Here is a 16,372-nt window from a genome sequence, read left to right on the forward strand (position 1 = left end):
CTGAATGTCGAGGCAGGTTCAAGGTTATGTCTATCTGGCGCTGGCGATGCTGACTGTGGGAAGCACGGTCGTTGCCAGCAAACTCATCGCCTCAAGCCTGCCGCCGTTCGGCGCCACCGCATTGCGCTTCGCCATCGCCTTTCCCGTCTTTCTTCTGCTGATGTGGGCGACCGGCGCGCGGCTGCCGAAACTCTCCAGGCAAGACCGCCTCATCCTTGTCATTCAGGCGGGGGCCGGCAGTGTCGGTTACACGACGCTGCTGATCTCCGGCCTCAGCCTGACCTCGGCGGCCGATGCCGGCGTCATCATCGGCACGCTGCCGGTGGTGTCGGCGGCAATCTCCATCCTGCTGCTGCGCGAACGGCCGCAGCGTGCCCTGCTTCTTGCCGTGGCGCTGGCGACGGCAGGTGTGCTGTCGATCGCCGTCACGCCGGATGCCGCCGGAGGCTCGCTCTCGGGCAATGCGCTGATCTTCCTGGCCGTCGTCTGCGAGGGGTTGTTCATCCTGCTCAACAAAAGACTGAAGACGGAGATTGCGCCGCTTGCCCAGTCGACGCTGATGGCCGGCATCGGCTTCATCGTTGCCGCCATCCCGGCTATTTTCGAAGCGCCTTTCGCACATGGTATTTCCGCAAGCGCTGTCGCCGCCGTCGTCTATTATGCGCTCGTGCCGACCGTGGGCGGATTTCTGCTGTGGTATGCGGGGGCAGAAAGGGTGAGCGGTACGGAAGCCGCGCTCTTTACGGCGCTGGCTCCGGTTTCCGCCGTCATCCTTGCCTTCATCATCCTTGGAGAGCCGGTCGGGTTCAGCCAGATCGCCGGTATCGCCTGCGTGTTTGCGGCCGTGCTCGGGCTTGCCTTTGCCGGGAGCCGTACCGTGAAACTTGCCGGAGGGAGATAGACCATGCAGTTCAGCCATTCCGATGCCATATGGCAGGCCTTTCCGGAGCTTCGCGCCGGCACGCTTCATGCGGAAGGGATCGATGCGGATGCCGATGTCGAGGCGGCGATCGCAGGCTTCAGCGCGATTGCCGAGGCCCGGCTGGCCAAAGCCCAGGAAGGCGAATTCCCCGAAATCCAGGCCTGGCGGCGCGGCTTTTCCCGTATGGGGCTGAAGCCGACACAATATCGCTGCGCGTCCGAGGCGCTGCTGCGCCGCTTCCGCCAGGAACATGCGCTGCCGCGCCTGCATCCGCTCATCGATCTCTGCAATGCGGTTTCACTCGCCTTCGCCATTCCGGTCGCCGTCTTCGACACAGATAAGATCGCCGGCGATCTCGAAGTCCGGCGAGCCAGGGGTGACGAGACCTATCTGACCTTCGCTGGCGAAATCGAACATCCGGAGCCGGACGAGGTGATCTTCGCAGACGGTGCGGGAAACGCGCATGCGCGGCGCTGGACGAACCGGCAGAGCGGGCTTTCGGCCGTGCGGGAGACGACGCGCTCGGTGCTGATTGTTGCGGAGGCCCTGCATGTTTCCGCCGATGAGGATATGGGGAAGCTGGTCGCCACAGTTGCGGATGCGCTCGCGGGGCATTGGCCGGTGGCACCCAAAACGGCGGTGCTGAGCGTGGAATCGCCGCGTTTCGAATTCTAAACGAAGGTGGCATTCGAGGCCTTGGGCCGGCGGCATGGCCGCCCTATCTCCATGGGGCCGATATCTCCTGGAGACGAACCACCATGTCAGACAAGTCGATCAAGATTCCGGGGCCGGACCATCCGATCACGGTCGAGCACAATCCCTCCCGTGTCGTCGTCACGCTTGGCGGCAAGACCATCGCCGATACCCATGACGCACTGACGCTGCGCGAGGCCTCCTATCCGCCGGTGCAGTATATTCCGCGGAGGGATGTGGATATGTCGCTGCTTCAGCGCACCGACCACACCAGCCATTGCCCTTATAAGGGCGTTGCCTCCTATTACAGCATCATTGCGGGCGGCGACCGCTCGAAGAATGCCGTCTGGACCTACGAGGCGCCGAACGCCGCGGTCATCAACATAAAAGACCATCTCGCCTTCTATCCCGATCGCGTCGACGGCATCGAGGAAATGGCCTCTCCGGAAGCCGGCACCTTCTGACGACACGCATTGCAGCCGTTCCGGCGGAACATGTTTGCTTCCGGGCCGTTAGGGTCATCTAGCGGGGGATGTGTCGTGCCGAAATTCTACTTTCAGCTCTTCGATCGGGATGGTGCCGGGGCGACCGAGACGGGATATGATTTCGACTCTATCGAGGCTGCCAAAGCGGAGGCGCGGCGCGTTCTCGCGGAGATGGCCGCCGAAGGCCTGCCGACTGCACCGTTGAATATGATGTCGGTGGAGCTCTTCGATGAAAGCCGGCGACCGCTTGCGGAAATCCGGCTGATTCTCGAGGAAATTGCGAAATAGCCACGCGGGCGTCCCGGCCCTGAATGCCTGTCGATCGCGCCAAGCAATCGAACGACTATGTCAAATTTAATTGCCGGCTATGAAGGCGGGTCTTAGCGTCGCGCAATCGACCGAGTCGGATTGATGCGTATGTGTGACTGGCGGCAGCCCCTAACGGCCGCCGCTATCGCAAGACGTCGAGCCATTCATTGTTGAAGACGAGACTGGCAACCGTGACCGGATCGCCCTTCTCGTTGCGGACGGTGATGGCGATGGTCATGCGATCACCCGCAGGCAATTCGTCACGGGCCACATCCAGCAGGATGCGGGTCACTTCTTTTGGAATGTCTTCACGAGATCTGAGCTCGGTGCCGTGCTCATCGCGCGTGGGACCTTCCCCGTTGTGTAGATCGAAATAGTAGCGAGCCATGTTTTTTCCTGCGCGTCACAGGGAGAAATCACAGATGAAGACAATTGTTCCCGAGGCTAGGCATTGATTCTTATAGAAAATATAGGTCGCATCGAAATGGGGCCGGCTTCCAGCGATATCGGTGGGCATGCCCGTGATTGAATCCCTGCTGCTCAACCTTGGAAGCCGTGATCTGCTGTCGGCCGAAGAGGAAAGCCATCTCAGAGCGATCATCGTCAAAGACAGGTATTTTGCTGCCGGGGAGGATCTCGTCTCCGAAGGAAGCAGGCCTGGCTACAGCACGCTGCTGCTCGATGGTTTTGCGGCGCGCTACAAGGTGATGGCCGATGGCAGCCGCCAGATCACCGCACTGCATGTTGCCGGCGATTTCGTCGATCTGCATGCTTTCCCGATCAAGAAGATGGATCACGGCATCGTGGCGCTGTCGTCCTGTCATGTCGCCTTCGCCGATCATGCCGATCTCAAGGCTATCACCGAACGCATGCCGCACCTGACCCGGCTGCTCTGGCTCGACACGCTGGTCGATGGCGCCATCCACCGCGAGTGGATCGTCGCCATGGGCCGGCGCTCCAAGCGTGCCCATATCGCTCACCTCGTCTGCGAACTCTTCGTGCGGCTGCAGGTGGTGAAGCGGACGCGCGGCGCAAGCTTCCAGTTTCCGTTGACGCAGATCGAGATGGCCGACGTGCTCGGCGTTTCTGTCGTCCACCTCAACAAGACGCTGCAGGCGCTGAGGCGCGAGGGCGTGTTCACCTGGGAGAACCGGACGATCACCATCGTCGACTGGGAACGCCTGCAGGAAATCGCCGAATTCGATCCCGGCTATCTCAGCATCTTCAGGGAGCCGCGGTAGGACAGGGCTGGAGGCATCACACAATCCGGTGACGGCGCTTCATTGCGATTGACAATTCGCCCATTCGGGCAGAACACCGCTCCGATCTTGAAAACTCTCCTAAAGGCCGGCGACCGCTGCCGGCCGGTGACATCGCAATGGACATATCCCAAAGCCCGGGGAGCGTTCTTCGCCACCCCGGCTATCTGAACTTCGCTGCCTCCCGCGTCTTTTCCTCGCTTTCCTTCCAGTCCATTGGCATCGCCATGGGGTGGATGATCTACGACCAGACGCATAGCGCCTTTGCGCTCGGCCTCGTCGGCTTGTGCCAGTTTCTGCCGATGGCGGTGCTGACCTTCGTCGTCGGCCATGTCGCCGACCGGTTCGATCGGCGGCGCATCGGACTTGTCTGCCAGTTGATCGAGGCGGTGACGGCGCTGGTGCTGGCGGTTGCCACCTGGCAGCAATGGCTGACGCCGGCCGGCATCCTTGCCGCCGTCACCGTGCTCGGCGCCGTCGTCGCCTTCGAGCGTCCGACCATGGCGGCGCTGCTGCCGAACATCGTGCCGGCCTCGATGCTGCAGAAGGCGGTCGCAACCTCGACCTCGTTGATGCAGACGGCGATGATCATCGGCCCCTCGCTCGGCGGCCTGCTTTATGGCCTCCACCCCGTTGCGCCTTTTGCTATATCCGCGCTGCTCTTTGCCGTCGCAAGCTTCAACGTCATCTCGATCCGGATGCAATGGAGCCCTGCCAAGCGTGAGCCGGTGACGCTCGCCTCGGTCTTTGCCGGCGTCTCCTTCATCCGCAGCCGGCCGGTGATGCTCGGGACGATCTCGCTCGATCTCTTCGCAGTGCTGCTCGGCGGCGCGACTGCGCTGCTGCCGATGTTTGCCAGCGATATCCTGCATGCCGGTCCCTGGGGCCTCGGTTTTCTCCGCGCGGCCCCGGCGGTCGGCGCGCTTGCCATGTCGATCATGCTCGCTCGCCGGCCACTGAGCAGCAATGTCGGCCGCAAGATGCTTGCCGCCGTCGCCGTGTTCGGCGTCGCCACCATCATCTTCTCGCTCTCCACCAATATCGCGCTTTCCGTGCTGGCACTGTTCGTCATCGGCGCGTCCGATACGGTGAGTGTCGTCGTGCGCAGCTCGCTGGTGCAGCTTTTGACGCCGGACGAGATGCGTGGCCGCGTCAGCGCCGTCAACTCGCTGTTCATCGGCACCTCCAACCAGCTCGGCGAATTCGAATCCGGCATGATGGCGGCAGCCCTCGGACCCGTCGCCACAGGTGTTGTAGGCGGGCTCGGCACGATCGTCGTCGTGCTCCTGTGGATGCGGCTCTTCCCCGATCTCAGCAAGGTCAAGACGCTGCAGGGCTAGCACATGCATGACGCGTTGAAAGCGGCGACCGCTCCCGTTAGGTTCGGCCCGAAACATCATTCGGTGGGGATCGGCGTGACGAAAAGTTTTCTATCTTGCGTGCTGGCCGCGTTTTTCGCCTTAGTGCCGGCCGTGGCACTGGCCGAGTGGCAGGCGGTCGAAGAGGTGCGGCCCTATTCGATATCAGGTACCTCGGGGGCCGGGCTCTATGCATCGATCGGCGAGCGTGGGCCGAAGGCGGGCGGCTTCGGCCGGGCAATCGCGCATACCACGTTCAAGCTGACCTGGACCCGGAAATACGAACCGCAGGGCAATGCCTGCGTTATCGTGACCAACCGGCCGAAGCTCATCATCACCTATACGCTGCCGAAACCATCTGCTGAGCTGCCAGCCGCCGTGAAGAGCAGCTGGCAGGCCTTCATATCAGGCATGCAGGCGCATGAGCGGGTGCATGGCGAGACCATCAAGGAGATGGTCAAGGAGATCGAGGTGACGAGCATCGGCCTCACCGTTGCCGACGATCCCGATTGCAAGAAGATCAGGATCGAGCTGACCCGGCGCCTCGGCGAGATCTCCCAAAGACAGCGCCAGCGCGGCCGCGACTTCGACAAGATCGAAATGGGTGACGGCGGCAATATCCAGCAGCTCATCCTCAAGCTGGTGAATGGGCCCTGAGTGGGCCGAAGCGGATAACGGGCGACGTTCTCAAAGCGGTATAGCCAGAAAGCTCCGGTGCGGCTATCAGGCCGCAGCCAGATGCATGGCCATCCCCTTTCGGAGCGGGCGCTTCGTCCCTATCAAGTCTCGGTGGGTGCGTTCAGATCGCGGACAAGGGCTATCAGGTGCGGCAGCAGCTCTATTCGATACCGCGGCGAGGGCAGCGAAGCGGGCCAGGCGTTTTTCGGGCCGAAATAGACGGCATGTATGCCGGCGTTCTCTGCTCCAAGAATATCGGCCTCGGGATTGTCGCCGACGAAGAGACAGTTGTCGACGGGCAGGTCGAGACGGCCAGCAGCCAGCTCGAAAATTTCCCGTGCCGGTTTACGAAGGCCGATATCTCCTGAAATGACCACCAGGTCGAGCCCTTCGTTCAGTCCCGCCGCCGCGATTTTCGGTCGCTGCACATTGCCTTCGCCATTGCTGACGACGCCGACTAGAACGCCGGATTGCTTCAGCGCCGAAATGGTCTGTTTTGCTCCTGACATGGGAACAGCCATGCCGGGATACACTGTCTCGAAGTCGTGGAAGAGGGCCTCAGCAAGCTCGCTTGGAAGACTGAATGTCTCCGCCAGGCGCGGATAAAGATCGCGCTTTCTTACCAGGCCGGCCTTCTCCAGTTGCAGGAATTCAGCAATGTAGTGCTGTTCCTCGACACCGTGCTCGCCAAGACGAAATCGCTGATATTGGAGCGGCAGGAAGGTGAAGACGGTAGCGGTCTTGTCGATGAGGGTTTCGTCAAGATCAAAAAGGACCGCTCTAATCATGGTGTCCCGCCCGATGCTCGCTCAAAGGATTGTTCCGCAAAGCCGGTAAAGCGGAAAACCGGATCGGGGTCAAACCTCACGAGTCGAATGGACGATCGACAGCGGCGCAATCAGAGATGAAAAGGCGGTTGAGCGCTTCGTCCCTGGACCTGCCTGGCCGCCGTCCTATCTCCTCCGCCATAACAAGGCGCAGACGCGCAGAGGAGGAGCGAGATGTCCTATGTCGATGGTTTCATCGTGGCGGTTCCGAAGGGGAATATCGAGGCCTACAAGGAATTCTCGACCTTCGCCGGCTCGATCTGGAAGGAATATGGCGCGCTCGAATATGTCGAATGCATCGGCGATGACGTGCCCTATGGCGAGCTGACCTCCTTTCCCCGCGCCGTGCAGGCGAAGGAGGATGAGGTGGTGGTGTTTTCCTGGATCGTCTACGGCTCGCGCCAGGAGCGGGACGATATCAATGCCAAGGTGATGGCCGATGCCAGGCTCAAGGGCGACCAGTGGCAGATGCCGTTCGACGGCAAGCGGATGATCTACGGCGGCTTTGAGACGCTGCTCAAGCTCTGATCGCCCGAAGCAAGCATTGACTTGCCCGGGCAAGCTTGACTTTGCCCGAGCTTGACTCGTGCCAAGCAGCGCGCCAACTCGCGAGAGATGTCATCTCGAAGCAGGAGAGCGCCTTGCCCCAGACGATCCTCACCTTGTCCACACGCGGACAGGGCCTTTACGAGTTCACCCACCAGGCGGAGGCCTTCGTCAGAGCGTCGGGGCGGGAGGAGGGGCTTCTCACCGTTTTCGTGCGCCACACCTCCTGCTCGTTGCTGATCCAGGAAAATGCCGATCCTGACGTGCGCACCGATCTCCTCGCCTTCTTCCGCCGCCTCGTGCCGCCGGCCTCCGATCCTGACATGGGCTGGGTCGTGCACAGGGCCGAGGGGCCGGACGACATGCCGGCGCATATCAAGGCGGTGCTGACGCAGGTCTCGATCAGCATTCCCGTTGCCGATGGGCGGTTGATGCTCGGCACCTGGCAGGGCCTTTATCTTTTCGAACATCGCGACCGGCCGCACCGGCGCGAAATCGTGCTGCATCTCAGCGGTTGAAATCGGTTAATTCCAGATCCGGATGATCATCCGGATCTAAATCGAAGAAGGCGAGCATGATGTCGTCCGAAAACCGCTGACACTTTTCGGCATCATGCTCGTGAATGCAAACTGAATGCCCGGTTCGAACACCATTCATTTTGCAACGTTTACTGTCGAGACAATCCCTGAAGGGAGAGCTTGGGAATACCAATCGACGGAGACACAACATGACGCATTTCCTGACCAAGGCTTCGCTTGCCGCTCTGCTCGCCCTCTGCACTATTCCGGCCACTGTTTCGACGGCGGCAGCCGCAGGGCCGCAGACGAGCTTTGTCGTCGAGGCGCAATATCATCGTCCGATCCGCGGCTGCTCGCCGATGCACGCGGTGCGCAAGGCGCGTGATTTCGGCCTGCGGAGAGCCCACATCACCCGCATGTCGCCGCGCGTCGTCGTCGTTGCCGGGCGCGACCGCCGCGGCTGGGACAGGATCACCTTCGCGAATGTCCGCGGCTGCCCGCTGATCCGGCGCTGAGGACTGCAGCCGGAGGCGCCGAAGCGGCGCTTCCGGTCTGTTTTGCCTTGACGGTGACACTTTCAGCCGTCTCTTCTCTGACCTGTATGAGTGATTCCCAAATGACGCTTCGGCGTGATGCGGACCAATGGGGAGGGCGGCTCGACCGCACCGACTTTCAAACGAAAGGTTTTTCGATGATGCAGTTTCTGGCAAAGGCGGGTCTTGCCGTCATGCTGACAGCCGGTACGCTTGCCGGCACGGTGGTCCCGGCCGCCGCCCAGTTGAATATCATTATTGGCGAGCCGGACCGTGGTCCGCCGCAGGATTACCGCCGCCCGCCTCCGGGGCAGGGCTACGGCCGGCCGTCGCGCGGTTGCGATCCGCGGCTCGCCGAAAACCTCGCCCGGGATTACGGCTTTCGCCGCACGCGCGTCGTCGACATCACGCCGCGCCGCGTGATCGTCCAGGGCTGGACGCGTCGCGGTCCCGGTGAAATGAGCTTCGGCAATGTGCGCGGTTGCCCCGCCCTGCGCCGCTAATCGTTAGAAGAAAATGCCGCCCCGTCTCCCCGATGTGGCGGCCAAGAACCGCCTTTGCCCGTCTCCCCGGATCGGCAAGGGCGGTTTTCTTTGTGAAAATCTTTTTACAGCGCCGCGCATCTGAAAAGACGCGCGGCGCTTTCATTTTACTGTTCGATCGCGAAGGTCACGGTGACGCTGACATTGTAATTGTTCTCGCCGCCCTGGACGGGAACGGCGGCGTCGGAGGCCTCCTTCATCATCGTGGCGCGATAGACCGGCTGCGGCATTGCGCGCGGCACATTCTCGTTGATCTCAAGAATGCGGCCGAGCTTGACGCCGGCGGCTTCGCTCAGCGTCTTCGCCCTCTTGACGGCATCGGCGACCGCGGCCTTGCGTGCCTCTTCGATCGCGGCGTCCGGCTTGTCGTTGGTGAACTGGATTTCGCCGCCCTGGTTGATGCCGAGGGTGACGGACTGGTCGATCACCGCGCCGAGCTTGGCGAGATCGCGCAGCCTGACGGTGACCGAATTGATGGTCTGGTAGCCGATCAGCTGCGGCGGCGGCTGCTGGCCGTCGACCGGCTGCGGATAATTGTACTGCGGCTGGATGGAAAAGCCGGAGGTCTGCAGGTCGCGCTCAGCGATGCCGCCGCTCTTCAGCGCGGCAAGCACGTCGTTCATCGCCTTGTTATTTTCGTCGAGCGCTTCGCGGGCGGTTTTCGCCTGTTTGACGACGGCGAGATTGACGATGGCCATATCGGGAGCGACGGAGGATTCGCCATCGCCGGTCACCGAAATCACCGGCTCGCGCGGCTTTGCATCCTGCGCGAAGACGGGCGCTGCAGCGGCGAGCGGCAGGGCCAGAAGGGCGGTCATCAGGACAGTTCTGGTATAGATCGGCGCCATGTTTTCATTCCTTGGTTGTCGTTTCCCGGAACAGCTTTCTGTCGGTTGATTGTGAAGCTATTACGGCGGAAAAGACAGGCGCATGCGTAGCGAGAAAAAAATCTAAGGGGCGCATGCGTTGGAGCTGAACCCGGAGGACGTCCGCCGACCCTTAAGAGCCGAAACGGCTGGACCGGAACCGACGGCTCGCTATCATATGGCGATCATCGACGACGAGGAAGCAATGTTCGAAACGCTCGATCCCGTCCCGTCAGAGATCGCCACCGCGATTTCCGATGGCCTGAACGCCTTCAACGAGAGCGCTGAGATCAGACGCGAGGCCTTCGCCATCGTCTGGCGGGAAAATGGAAGGCTTATCGCCGGAATAACGGCGTCCGTTTCCTTCTCTGTTCTTTTCATCGGCAATCTGTGGGTCGAAAAATCGCTGCGCCTGAGCGGCATCGGCAGGAAGCTGATGGCGGCGGCGGAAGAAGAAGGGCGCCGCCGCGCCGCCGTCACGGCCTGCGTCGACACGCTCTCGACCCAGGCCCCGGATTTTTACCCGAAGCTCGGATATGTCGAATTCGGCAGGGTCAGCGGGCATGCGGGATGCCGGCCCGTTGACCGGATCTGGTTCCGGAAGGAATTTTCCGCCGCAACTTGATCAGAAGCCGCTGGCGGCTTCCCATCAGATATCAACTGAAATGACATTGGAGGACGTAATTGCGGGGGCAGACGAGTCGGTTGACTCGCGAATTGTCCTACTAGGCGCCGAAATCGTCCATGAAGGATGGGTGGATGGCGGGCTTGCGCTCTTCGCGTGCGTTGCGAATGCGCTGGGGAACCGCACCGAGACCAGCGACGAAGCGGGTCAGGAGATTGCGGTTGAAAAGTTTATGTATGGCACTCATGGCAGTTCACTCATTCTTTTTTTTGTTAGCCGGCAGCATATATTTTGCCCAGGCTGCCATAACAATGGGCAATTTTGCATGACAGTTATGTGACGGTGCATGGCTTGGGCGAAACTGGCCTAAAGGGCGATCACATTGGCGTTAGAAGCGGCCGCCGAGAGCGGTCGGCCGCTATAAATCCTCGTCTGTATTCGCCGTGGCATGGTAGATTGCCCGCTTGGGGTAAAACCATCCCCTCCGAAGGAGAAGCTCAGATGAACCGATTTTTCGCATTTATCGCGACCGGAACGCTGATCAGCCTTGCCTCGATCATCTCGGCCTGCACATCAACAAGCCCCGATCAAACCTCGTCGATCGGCGGCGGTTATGGCGGTTATTATGAGCGTCAGCCGCTTAATCCGGCGTGTGGGGGTGGATTCAGGCCGAGCGATGGACGCTCTTGTAGCTATTAGGAATGTGCGCCGATCGGGCATGATGCCGCCGGACGAAGTCGCGTGATACTGGCCATCGCCGGAGGCGAACTATCGCGGCAATCAGACTTCTAATTCTCCAGCGCTAATAGCTGCACGGACGATCGTTGCCGAATCCATTGCGGCAGGCAGGCCGAAGGGCAAAGTCGGCGCTCTGAGCGGTATAGCCGACCGAACCCGTCTGCACTGAGTCGTTTGGGCTCGTGGTGCAGGCCGATGCCGACATGGCAATGACGAAGACGGCTGCTATGGCTGCCGATAATTTGCGAGTTTGAAGCATCTCCCCACCCCTCACTGTCCAAAGTGTCCCTATAATCCTGGCAAGTAGTGCCGATGAGGGACCTGATAACTGTCGTTGTCGATCAAGATTTTGTTATTTGCTGAAAACTCCTTCGCCAGCGCTCGCTGCCACGATCAAGGTTGCCACGGCCACGCCTACAGATGTTTGTTTGGACATCGACGATATGGGGAGCCGCAGCCTGTCGAAGAGGTCCCATTTACCCTGCTCGATTGCCGATCTGGAGTAGGTAGGAGGCTCATGGGTGCGGCCATGAATCCAGAGCGAAGGTCAAGCCCGGTCGGCGACGAATTCGCCGAGGTGGTAGCCTTTCGCAAAGGAGATAAGGCGGCCGAATAGGCACACTGCTCCAGGACATCCGCCATCTGCGCCAGCAGCTTGCATTGGAAGAAGGCGCCTTGAGGCGCGGATGCCATATCCTGCGCACACCGGGTCAGGTCGCATTGAAACGCTTGGGTTCCACGGCAAAAGAACAGCAAGCGGCAACGAACAGGGCTTTGGAAAACAAGGCAGAAGTCCTGTCGCAAGTCCTTCCAACCAGTAGAGAACTTAAGTTTATGGGGAGAACAACCTGCGACAGGGAAATTCGGCAGCTATTCAGCGGATGCCAAATTACGCCCGTCGAATTGACCTATTCTATTTCCAGCGGAGTTGGTACCAACGCGAAAGCGTTGATCGTTGGGGGTAATTATGCGTTGCGCGGGATATGGGGTTTTGGCCGTCGCGTTATCAGTATGGGGCGGTGAGGCAGCGGCCGATATGGACCTTAACGGACAGGAACTTGCTGGCGGCCTCGTGCAGATCATCGCTTATGCTGATCCCTGCGCTTACGATATCGACCAGAATGCTCAGTTCATTGGCACAAGTGTGCCGTTGATGGCGAAATCGAACGCGTCGCTGCGCACGATCACAAAGGCTACAGCTAAGTCGCTCGGGTTGCTTAGATGACAGAGGTTACCGCTGCACGGCTTGCCGAACTGGACGATGAGATAGTACGCCTGCAGGCAGTCTATTAGAGCACGCAGAGCGTTTAGCGCGTGGTGAAGAAAGCGAGCAGCCTCAGCCGCCAACCTGGTCGATCGAAGAGCAAAGAGCTTGGTCTGAAGCACTTCAAGCCAAAGTAAGAAACACAATGATCGAGGCCTACGGAGGAGAGGCAATATACAATGCTGTTACCGCTCAAGGCGAAGCGGTGAGGCAGGCTCGCCGCGAGGCGGACCGCTCGATTGCCATTGTTCACGTGACCGTCGTCGAGGAGCAGTTGCGATCAGCAATTGAACGTTATTTCCCTGGAATGCATTCTGATCCACAGGCAATTGATCGTCTATTCGACCCGATGCGATATGGGCCGCTCAGCACTTTCACTGCACGAGTGGATATCGCTTTTGCATTGGGCATAGTCGGATCGGGCGCCTGCAAAGCCTTGAAGCTAATAGCTCAGATCCGGAACAAATTTGCCCACAAGCTTGAGATACATTCATTTGACCATCCCGACGTGACAAGGTTGATCGACAAACTTACATATATGGACTTCGCGATTACCGGGCCGGACGCCGAAGGCCTAATGCACTTGTGGAATCGTTCACCGAACTCGGAGCTGAAGTCTGGAAGCGGATGGCGTGCATCCGACAATCCTTTCGACCATCGGGGAAAGTTTGAGAAGACCTGTGGGTTTCTGCAGGATTCCTTGCGAACGAGCGTGCCGGGAACGACGCATCCAGATCTGCACGAAAAATGAGTACGCCCGGCGAAGGGCGGTTTGTGCGGCTCAGGACAGGGCTTCAAACGCTCGCCATGCCCGTCTTTTGAAACCTCAAAATTCCGAAACCTAGTGTCAAAATTCCGGAATTTCGCGTCCGGCTACACAGGGCATTGCAGCGGAGTGGTGGGCCCGGAGGGCTAACCACTAATCCCGAAAATCAATGAGTTGGCAGAAAGTGGGACCGGAAATTACTCCGCCTGCTTCTTATGTTTTTCGGCGCCAAAGTCCCACCGAACCCTTCTTGCCGCCCCCGCGCTTCAGCGCCAGCTTGCACCCAACCCCGCCCACGGCGGTTATTTGAGCCCAATTTCTGGACATTTGTCGAGCATCTGCCGACAATACAGAACGCATCACAATTGAACATTTTGCCGACCGGCTTCTTGCCGGAAAGGAGGATTTTTTGCGCAATAACGAACAGGCAACGTTGGATGCCTTTGTATCTGACCTGAGAAAACAACTGAAGGTTCCCGATGGCGAGGACTGGCATTCCTACCTGCCAGAAAACGGGAGAGGCGATCGGATCTTTTCTGAGTGGCAGCGCTTGGCTGTTGCGGCACGCAATACAGGCGCGACGAAGTGAAAATCTCAGATATCCGCCGATTGTATGGCCCGCCGTCACGCCAAGGATTTCGCGCCCTGGCAGCATTCAGCCTGGAAGTAAATCCGGAAATCAAATTGTTCGACCTGCAACTAATCGAGGCGGTGGATGGACGTCTAAACGTCTATCCACCGAAATCCGGCAACGGATCGCTCACGGCCGCGCTTGCCCCATCGGCCCGCCAGGCCATCGCTCATCTCGTTGTAAAGGAACTTCATAGTGAACAGCATCTCTACAGCCGGACAGCCTGATCTTTCTCCCCTGGAAATTCGCCTAGCGCTGTTCGAAAACGGCTATCACCCTGTTCTCGCCAGAGGCAAGATCTCTGATGTCACCGGATGGAGAACTCCAGTTGCATCGGTAAAAGACATAGCGGCCCTTACAGCTTCCAATCCGGCATATCAAAACACCGGCCTGTTGTGCGGCGCTCTAGTTGCGCTGGACATCGACGCCCCAGATCCTGAAACGGCCGCAGCCCTGCTGGCCATGGCCGAGGCTATTCCTGGCGCCGATCGCGCGTTACGCCGAGTCGGCAAGGCTCCCAAAATCTGCCTGTTTTTCCGCGCGACCGAGGTGAGGAAGAAGTGCACCACGAAGGCGTACATGGTGGACGGGATAAAATGCCAAGTCGAAGTGATGGGCGATGGTCAGCAGGTACTGGGGTTTGGCGATCACCCCGAAACGGGCCTTCCATATCAGTGGATCGGCTCATCGCCGCTCGATATTCACATTGATGACCTTCCCGAAATTACGGCAGAGGCGATCGACGCCTTTGTTTCCGCGGCTGGCCAATATCTGGCCGCTCATGGTGTGCCGCTGATCCAGCCGAGGGAGGGGGCCACTCAACACGAATACCAGCCTACGGAACCGCGTGCACCCGCAGGTGATGGGATCTGGGCAGAGTTAAAGGCAAAGGCGATGGCCAACCTTGGCGTTTGGGTGCCTGCACTCGGTCTGTCTGGCACGCGCACATATGAGCAAGGATATTTGGCCCGCGCGGACTTCCGGCCGTCGACCTCGTCAACTGGCAAAACAGGTTCCAAGCGCGGTCTGTCTCTTTGCTTTTCGCCTGAGGGCATCGTCGACTACGCCGACGGAAACAAGGGTTTCAACCCGATCGACATATCCGCCGTCGCTCTCGGAGTGAGCCCAACGGAGGCGGCCGACTGGCTGCGTTCAAAGGTAGGGGATGAGCGGCCGCCAGCAGATTCACAAAGGTACTCAGGGCTCATAGCCAGGGCTCTCAGTGGGAACAAGCACAAGCGCCCAGAGGCTGGGGTGGCTGCGGCGCCGGTGCGAGAGATGGTGCCAGCAAACGACAACAACAGTCTGTTGCCAGCAACGCCAGCGATGCACCCAGATCCCTACAATCCATCGGCCGCAGGTGGCTTGATCGCTGATATTGCAAAGTGGATAACATCGACGTCGGTCGTGAAGGTAGCGGAACTATCCCTGGCCTCATCTGTGGCACTCATGGCTGGGATCTTTGGCAGTCGCGCGCTTACACCAACCCGTTCGGGCGTCAATATCTTTGCAACAACGATCGTCAGGACTGCTGGCGGTAAGGGCAGGCCTCCGAGCGCCATCCGAGCTTTGGCGGATAAGGCTGTTCCGGGAGGTGTTGTTTCAAATTCTGATCCGACGTCATTCGCTGCCTTCGAACGAATACTGCGCAGGAACTCATCCGTTGTGGCTGTGATGGACGAGTTTGGTCTCACTCTCCAGGGCGTCAACTCCAAGAAGCAAGACCCTGCGGCTTCATCAATACGGAAGTTCTTGCTCAGCGTCTACGATCAGGCCGACGGTGTGTTCGACGGCAAGGCATATGCCTCAGCCGACACCAAAAAGGACGACACACCCATCATTGGCCCTGCTTTGACCGTGCTCAGCATGACGACGGCAGAAACGCTCTACAAGGGGGTATCAAAGGAAAGCGTCAGTGACGGGTTCCTGAATCGGTTCGTCTTCGTCGAGTCCTCATTGCACCCTGACGGTGTAAAGCCACCAGACCTCAGTGCCGACAGTTCGCCGCCGGCTTCGATTGTCCATGACCTACAGAAAGCTGTGACGAGCTTTCCCGTGAAAGTAGAGATGCCCGGAAGGTCAGCGAAGGTGAAGCACCGTGTCCCATTTGATGATGGCATTGGAAGTACCGCCCATAGGGCTTGGGAGGAGGTCTTCCTCTGGCAGCACAGCCGAGCATGGGATGACACGGAAAGCAAGATCCGCGGTCGTGCGGCGGAGAATACAATCCGTCTCGCCACGCTGCGCGCCATCAGCCGCAATCCATGGAGACCTTTCGTAACCGTCGAAGACGTGCAGTGGGGCTGGGCCATCGTGTTTAAGTCGATAAGCATCATGGAAGCCGGGGTCAAAAACATGGCTGGCTCCGAACAGGAGGAACTGAGAAACGCCATACTGGCGGCGCTCGGAAAGGCAAAGAACGGAGTACTGTACCGAAGCCGATTGATGAGGCTGGCGGATATTAAACACGCAACTATGTCAGACTACACTTCGGCAATGGCTTGGCTGTATGCCTCCGGCGACGTCATCGACATTTCAGAGGATGGGGACGGCTCAAAGCTGATGCTGAACAGTTCCCAAGGCAACGAGGAGTGACGGGAACTTGGGAACTGAAGTGGCATAAAACGGCCTTTCAGTTCCCAAGTGTACGGCAAGTTCCCAAACTTTGGGAACTGAAAATTTAGAGAAAATACATAATAATATCATATAGATAATACCTATATGTATGTGTTTTTTTCTCTCAGTTCCCAAATTCCCAAATTCTCGAAAAACCAGTTTTCACCCACCAAAATCCTAGCCCTTTCCACACTGT

General features: G+C 59.3%; 23 protein-coding genes. 18 read left to right on the forward strand and 5 right to left on the reverse strand.

Going from position 1 to position 16,372, the window contains the following annotated elements:
• Window positions 1-4 precede the first annotated feature (4 nt).
• From HX899_RS11530 to HX899_RS11545, 4 genes are all read left to right on the forward strand, one after another.
• The gene (locus tag HX899_RS11530) at window positions 5-901 is read left to right on the forward strand and encodes a DMT family transporter (RefSeq protein WP_181292489.1); all 897 of its coding nucleotides are present in this window, start codon (window positions 5-7) and stop codon (window positions 899-901) included.
• Window positions 902-904: 3 nt separating this feature from the next.
• Window positions 905-1,597, forward strand: coding sequence for a B3/4 domain-containing protein (locus HX899_RS11535; RefSeq protein WP_180193709.1), 693 nt, complete (start codon window positions 905-907; stop codon window positions 1,595-1,597).
• A gap of 83 nt (window positions 1,598-1,680) precedes the next feature.
• On the forward strand, window positions 1,681-2,079 hold the full coding sequence (locus tag HX899_RS11540) for a DUF427 domain-containing protein (RefSeq protein ID WP_138330452.1): 399 nt from the start codon (window positions 1,681-1,683) through the stop codon (window positions 2,077-2,079).
• Between the two features lie 75 nt (window positions 2,080-2,154).
• Entirely contained in the window at window positions 2,155-2,388 is a 234-nt protein-coding gene (locus HX899_RS11545) for a DUF6894 family protein (protein WP_129419781.1), read from the forward strand.
• A gap of 163 nt (window positions 2,389-2,551) precedes the next feature.
• Here HX899_RS11545 and HX899_RS11550 read toward each other — a convergent pair whose 3' ends face one another.
• Window positions 2,552-2,797 carry a DUF6894 family protein gene (locus tag HX899_RS11550; protein WP_129419782.1) on the reverse strand — a complete coding sequence of 82 codons (246 nt, stop codon included), beginning with the start codon at window positions 2,795-2,797 and terminating at the stop codon, window positions 2,552-2,554.
• A 133-nt stretch (window positions 2,798-2,930) separates the two neighbouring features.
• Here HX899_RS11550 and HX899_RS11555 point away from each other — a divergent pair, with 133 nt between their 5' ends.
• From HX899_RS11555 to HX899_RS11565, 3 genes are all read left to right on the forward strand, one after another.
• The gene (locus HX899_RS11555; RefSeq protein WP_138330689.1) at window positions 2,931-3,650 is read left to right on the forward strand and encodes a Crp/Fnr family transcriptional regulator; all 720 of its coding nucleotides are present in this window, start codon (window positions 2,931-2,933) and stop codon (window positions 3,648-3,650) included.
• Between the two features lie 137 nt (window positions 3,651-3,787).
• Window positions 3,788-5,008, forward strand: coding sequence for an MFS transporter (locus HX899_RS11560; RefSeq protein WP_138386977.1), 1,221 nt, complete (start codon window positions 3,788-3,790; stop codon window positions 5,006-5,008).
• 3 nt (window positions 5,009-5,011) lie between these two features.
• Entirely contained in the window at window positions 5,012-5,683 is a 672-nt protein-coding gene (locus tag HX899_RS11565; protein WP_171598429.1) for a DUF922 domain-containing Zn-dependent protease, read from the forward strand.
• Between the two features lie 122 nt (window positions 5,684-5,805).
• Here HX899_RS11565 and HX899_RS11570 read toward each other — a convergent pair whose 3' ends face one another.
• Window positions 5,806-6,492, reverse strand: a complete 687-nt coding sequence (locus HX899_RS11570) for an HAD family hydrolase (RefSeq protein WP_138386978.1) — start codon at window positions 6,490-6,492, stop codon at window positions 5,806-5,808.
• Between the two features lie 213 nt (window positions 6,493-6,705).
• Here HX899_RS11570 and HX899_RS11575 point away from each other — a divergent pair, with 213 nt between their 5' ends.
• The 4 genes from HX899_RS11575 to HX899_RS11590 all read left to right on the forward strand — a co-directional run bounded on the left by HX899_RS11575 (window position 6,706) and on the right by HX899_RS11590 (window position 8,631).
• Window positions 6,706-7,059 (forward strand): DUF1428 domain-containing protein, encoded by a 354-nt coding sequence (locus tag HX899_RS11575; protein WP_138330456.1) that lies wholly within the window; start codon window positions 6,706-6,708, stop codon window positions 7,057-7,059.
• Between the two features lie 113 nt (window positions 7,060-7,172).
• Entirely contained in the window at window positions 7,173-7,595 is a 423-nt protein-coding gene (locus HX899_RS11580) for a secondary thiamine-phosphate synthase enzyme YjbQ (RefSeq protein WP_181292490.1), read from the forward strand.
• Window positions 7,596-7,804: 209 nt separating this feature from the next.
• Entirely contained in the window at window positions 7,805-8,110 is a 306-nt protein-coding gene (locus HX899_RS11585; RefSeq protein ID WP_105006826.1) for a hypothetical protein, read from the forward strand.
• Window positions 8,111-8,286: 176 nt separating this feature from the next.
• On the forward strand, window positions 8,287-8,631 hold the full coding sequence (locus HX899_RS11590) for a hypothetical protein (protein WP_138330690.1): 345 nt from the start codon (window positions 8,287-8,289) through the stop codon (window positions 8,629-8,631).
• Between the two features lie 146 nt (window positions 8,632-8,777).
• Here the strand turns inward: HX899_RS11590 and HX899_RS11595 are convergent, their stop codons facing one another.
• The gene (locus tag HX899_RS11595; RefSeq protein ID WP_138330458.1) at window positions 8,778-9,518 is read right to left on the reverse strand and encodes an SIMPL domain-containing protein; all 741 of its coding nucleotides are present in this window, start codon (window positions 9,516-9,518) and stop codon (window positions 8,778-8,780) included.
• A gap of 196 nt (window positions 9,519-9,714) precedes the next feature.
• Between HX899_RS11595 and HX899_RS11600 the strand changes: the two genes are divergently transcribed.
• Window positions 9,715-10,161, forward strand: coding sequence for a GNAT family N-acetyltransferase (locus HX899_RS11600; protein ID WP_138330459.1), 447 nt, complete (start codon window positions 9,715-9,717; stop codon window positions 10,159-10,161).
• 100 nt (window positions 10,162-10,261) lie between these two features.
• Here the strand turns inward: HX899_RS11600 and HX899_RS11605 are convergent, their stop codons facing one another.
• On the reverse strand, window positions 10,262-10,408 hold the full coding sequence (locus tag HX899_RS11605) for a hypothetical protein (RefSeq protein ID WP_171598428.1): 147 nt from the start codon (window positions 10,406-10,408) through the stop codon (window positions 10,262-10,264).
• A gap of 254 nt (window positions 10,409-10,662) precedes the next feature.
• Here HX899_RS11605 and HX899_RS11610 point away from each other — a divergent pair, with 254 nt between their 5' ends.
• Window positions 10,663-10,860 carry a hypothetical protein gene (locus tag HX899_RS11610; protein ID WP_138330460.1) on the forward strand — a complete coding sequence of 66 codons (198 nt, stop codon included), beginning with the start codon at window positions 10,663-10,665 and terminating at the stop codon, window positions 10,858-10,860.
• Between the two features lie 103 nt (window positions 10,861-10,963).
• On the opposite strand, the gene HX899_RS35010 is transcribed toward HX899_RS11610, so the two are convergent.
• Entirely contained in the window at window positions 10,964-11,158 is a 195-nt protein-coding gene (locus HX899_RS35010; protein WP_138386981.1) for a hypothetical protein, read from the reverse strand.
• 732 nt (window positions 11,159-11,890) lie between these two features.
• On the opposite strand from HX899_RS35010, the gene HX899_RS11615 reads away from it, so the two are divergent.
• From HX899_RS11615 to HX899_RS11635, 5 genes are all read left to right on the forward strand, one after another.
• Complete coding sequence (locus tag HX899_RS11615; RefSeq protein ID WP_173883609.1) at window positions 11,891-12,124, forward strand: hypothetical protein; 234 nt, start codon at window positions 11,891-11,893, stop codon at window positions 12,122-12,124.
• A 184-nt stretch (window positions 12,125-12,308) separates the two neighbouring features.
• On the forward strand, window positions 12,309-12,914 hold the full coding sequence (locus HX899_RS11620; protein ID WP_181292491.1) for a hypothetical protein: 606 nt from the start codon (window positions 12,309-12,311) through the stop codon (window positions 12,912-12,914).
• Window positions 12,915-13,338: 424 nt separating this feature from the next.
• Window positions 13,339-13,518: a hypothetical protein gene (locus HX899_RS11625; RefSeq protein WP_181292492.1), complete on the forward strand. Its 180-nt coding sequence runs from the start codon at window positions 13,339-13,341 to the stop codon at window positions 13,516-13,518.
• Window positions 13,515-13,787, forward strand: a complete 273-nt coding sequence (locus HX899_RS11630) for a hypothetical protein (RefSeq protein WP_181292493.1) — start codon at window positions 13,515-13,517, stop codon at window positions 13,785-13,787. The genes HX899_RS11625 and HX899_RS11630 overlap by 4 nt, the downstream gene beginning before the upstream one ends.
• Window positions 13,756-16,155 carry a bifunctional DNA primase/polymerase gene (locus HX899_RS11635; protein ID WP_181292494.1) on the forward strand — a complete coding sequence of 800 codons (2,400 nt, stop codon included), beginning with the start codon at window positions 13,756-13,758 and terminating at the stop codon, window positions 16,153-16,155. Before HX899_RS11630 ends, HX899_RS11635 begins: the two co-directional genes overlap by 32 nt.
• Window positions 16,156-16,372: the final 217 nt, after the last annotated feature.

It is taken from the genome of Rhizobium sp. WYCCWR 11146, from assembly GCF_013591995.1.
Classification (GTDB): domain Bacteria; phylum Pseudomonadota; class Alphaproteobacteria; order Rhizobiales; family Rhizobiaceae; genus Rhizobium; species Rhizobium indicum.

Bases quoted from the DNA above. Each gene is read 5' to 3' on its own strand.
- HX899_RS11530 (WP_181292489.1), top strand. From the start codon at position 5: ATGTCGAGGCAGGTTCAAGGTTATGTCTATCTGGCGCTGGCGATGCTG.
- HX899_RS11535 (WP_180193709.1), top strand. From the start codon at position 905: ATGCAGTTCAGCCATTCCGATGCCATATGGCAGGCCTTTCCGGAGCTT.
- HX899_RS11540 (WP_138330452.1), top strand. From the start codon at position 1,681: ATGTCAGACAAGTCGATCAAGATTCCGGGGCCGGACCATCCGATCACG.
- HX899_RS11550 (WP_129419782.1), bottom strand. From the start codon at position 2,797: ATGGCTCGCTACTATTTCGATCTACACAACGGGGAAGGTCCCACGCGC.
- HX899_RS11560 (WP_138386977.1), top strand. From the start codon at position 3,788: ATGGACATATCCCAAAGCCCGGGGAGCGTTCTTCGCCACCCCGGCTAT.
- HX899_RS11565 (WP_171598429.1), top strand. From the start codon at position 5,012: ATGCATGACGCGTTGAAAGCGGCGACCGCTCCCGTTAGGTTCGGCCCG.
- HX899_RS11570 (WP_138386978.1), bottom strand. From the start codon at position 6,492: ATGATTAGAGCGGTCCTTTTTGATCTTGACGAAACCCTCATCGACAAG.
- HX899_RS11575 (WP_138330456.1), top strand. From the start codon at position 6,706: ATGTCCTATGTCGATGGTTTCATCGTGGCGGTTCCGAAGGGGAATATC.
- HX899_RS11585 (WP_105006826.1), top strand. From the start codon at position 7,805: ATGACGCATTTCCTGACCAAGGCTTCGCTTGCCGCTCTGCTCGCCCTC.
- HX899_RS11590 (WP_138330690.1), top strand. From the start codon at position 8,287: ATGATGCAGTTTCTGGCAAAGGCGGGTCTTGCCGTCATGCTGACAGCC.
- HX899_RS11595 (WP_138330458.1), bottom strand. From the start codon at position 9,518: ATGGCGCCGATCTATACCAGAACTGTCCTGATGACCGCCCTTCTGGCC.
- HX899_RS11600 (WP_138330459.1), top strand. From the start codon at position 9,715: ATGGCGATCATCGACGACGAGGAAGCAATGTTCGAAACGCTCGATCCC.
- HX899_RS11605 (WP_171598428.1), bottom strand. From the start codon at position 10,408: ATGAGTGCCATACATAAACTTTTCAACCGCAATCTCCTGACCCGCTTC.
- HX899_RS11610 (WP_138330460.1), top strand. From the start codon at position 10,663: ATGAACCGATTTTTCGCATTTATCGCGACCGGAACGCTGATCAGCCTT.
- HX899_RS35010 (WP_138386981.1), bottom strand. From the start codon at position 11,158: ATGCTTCAAACTCGCAAATTATCGGCAGCCATAGCAGCCGTCTTCGTC.
- HX899_RS11620 (WP_181292491.1), top strand. From the start codon at position 12,309: ATGATCGAGGCCTACGGAGGAGAGGCAATATACAATGCTGTTACCGCT.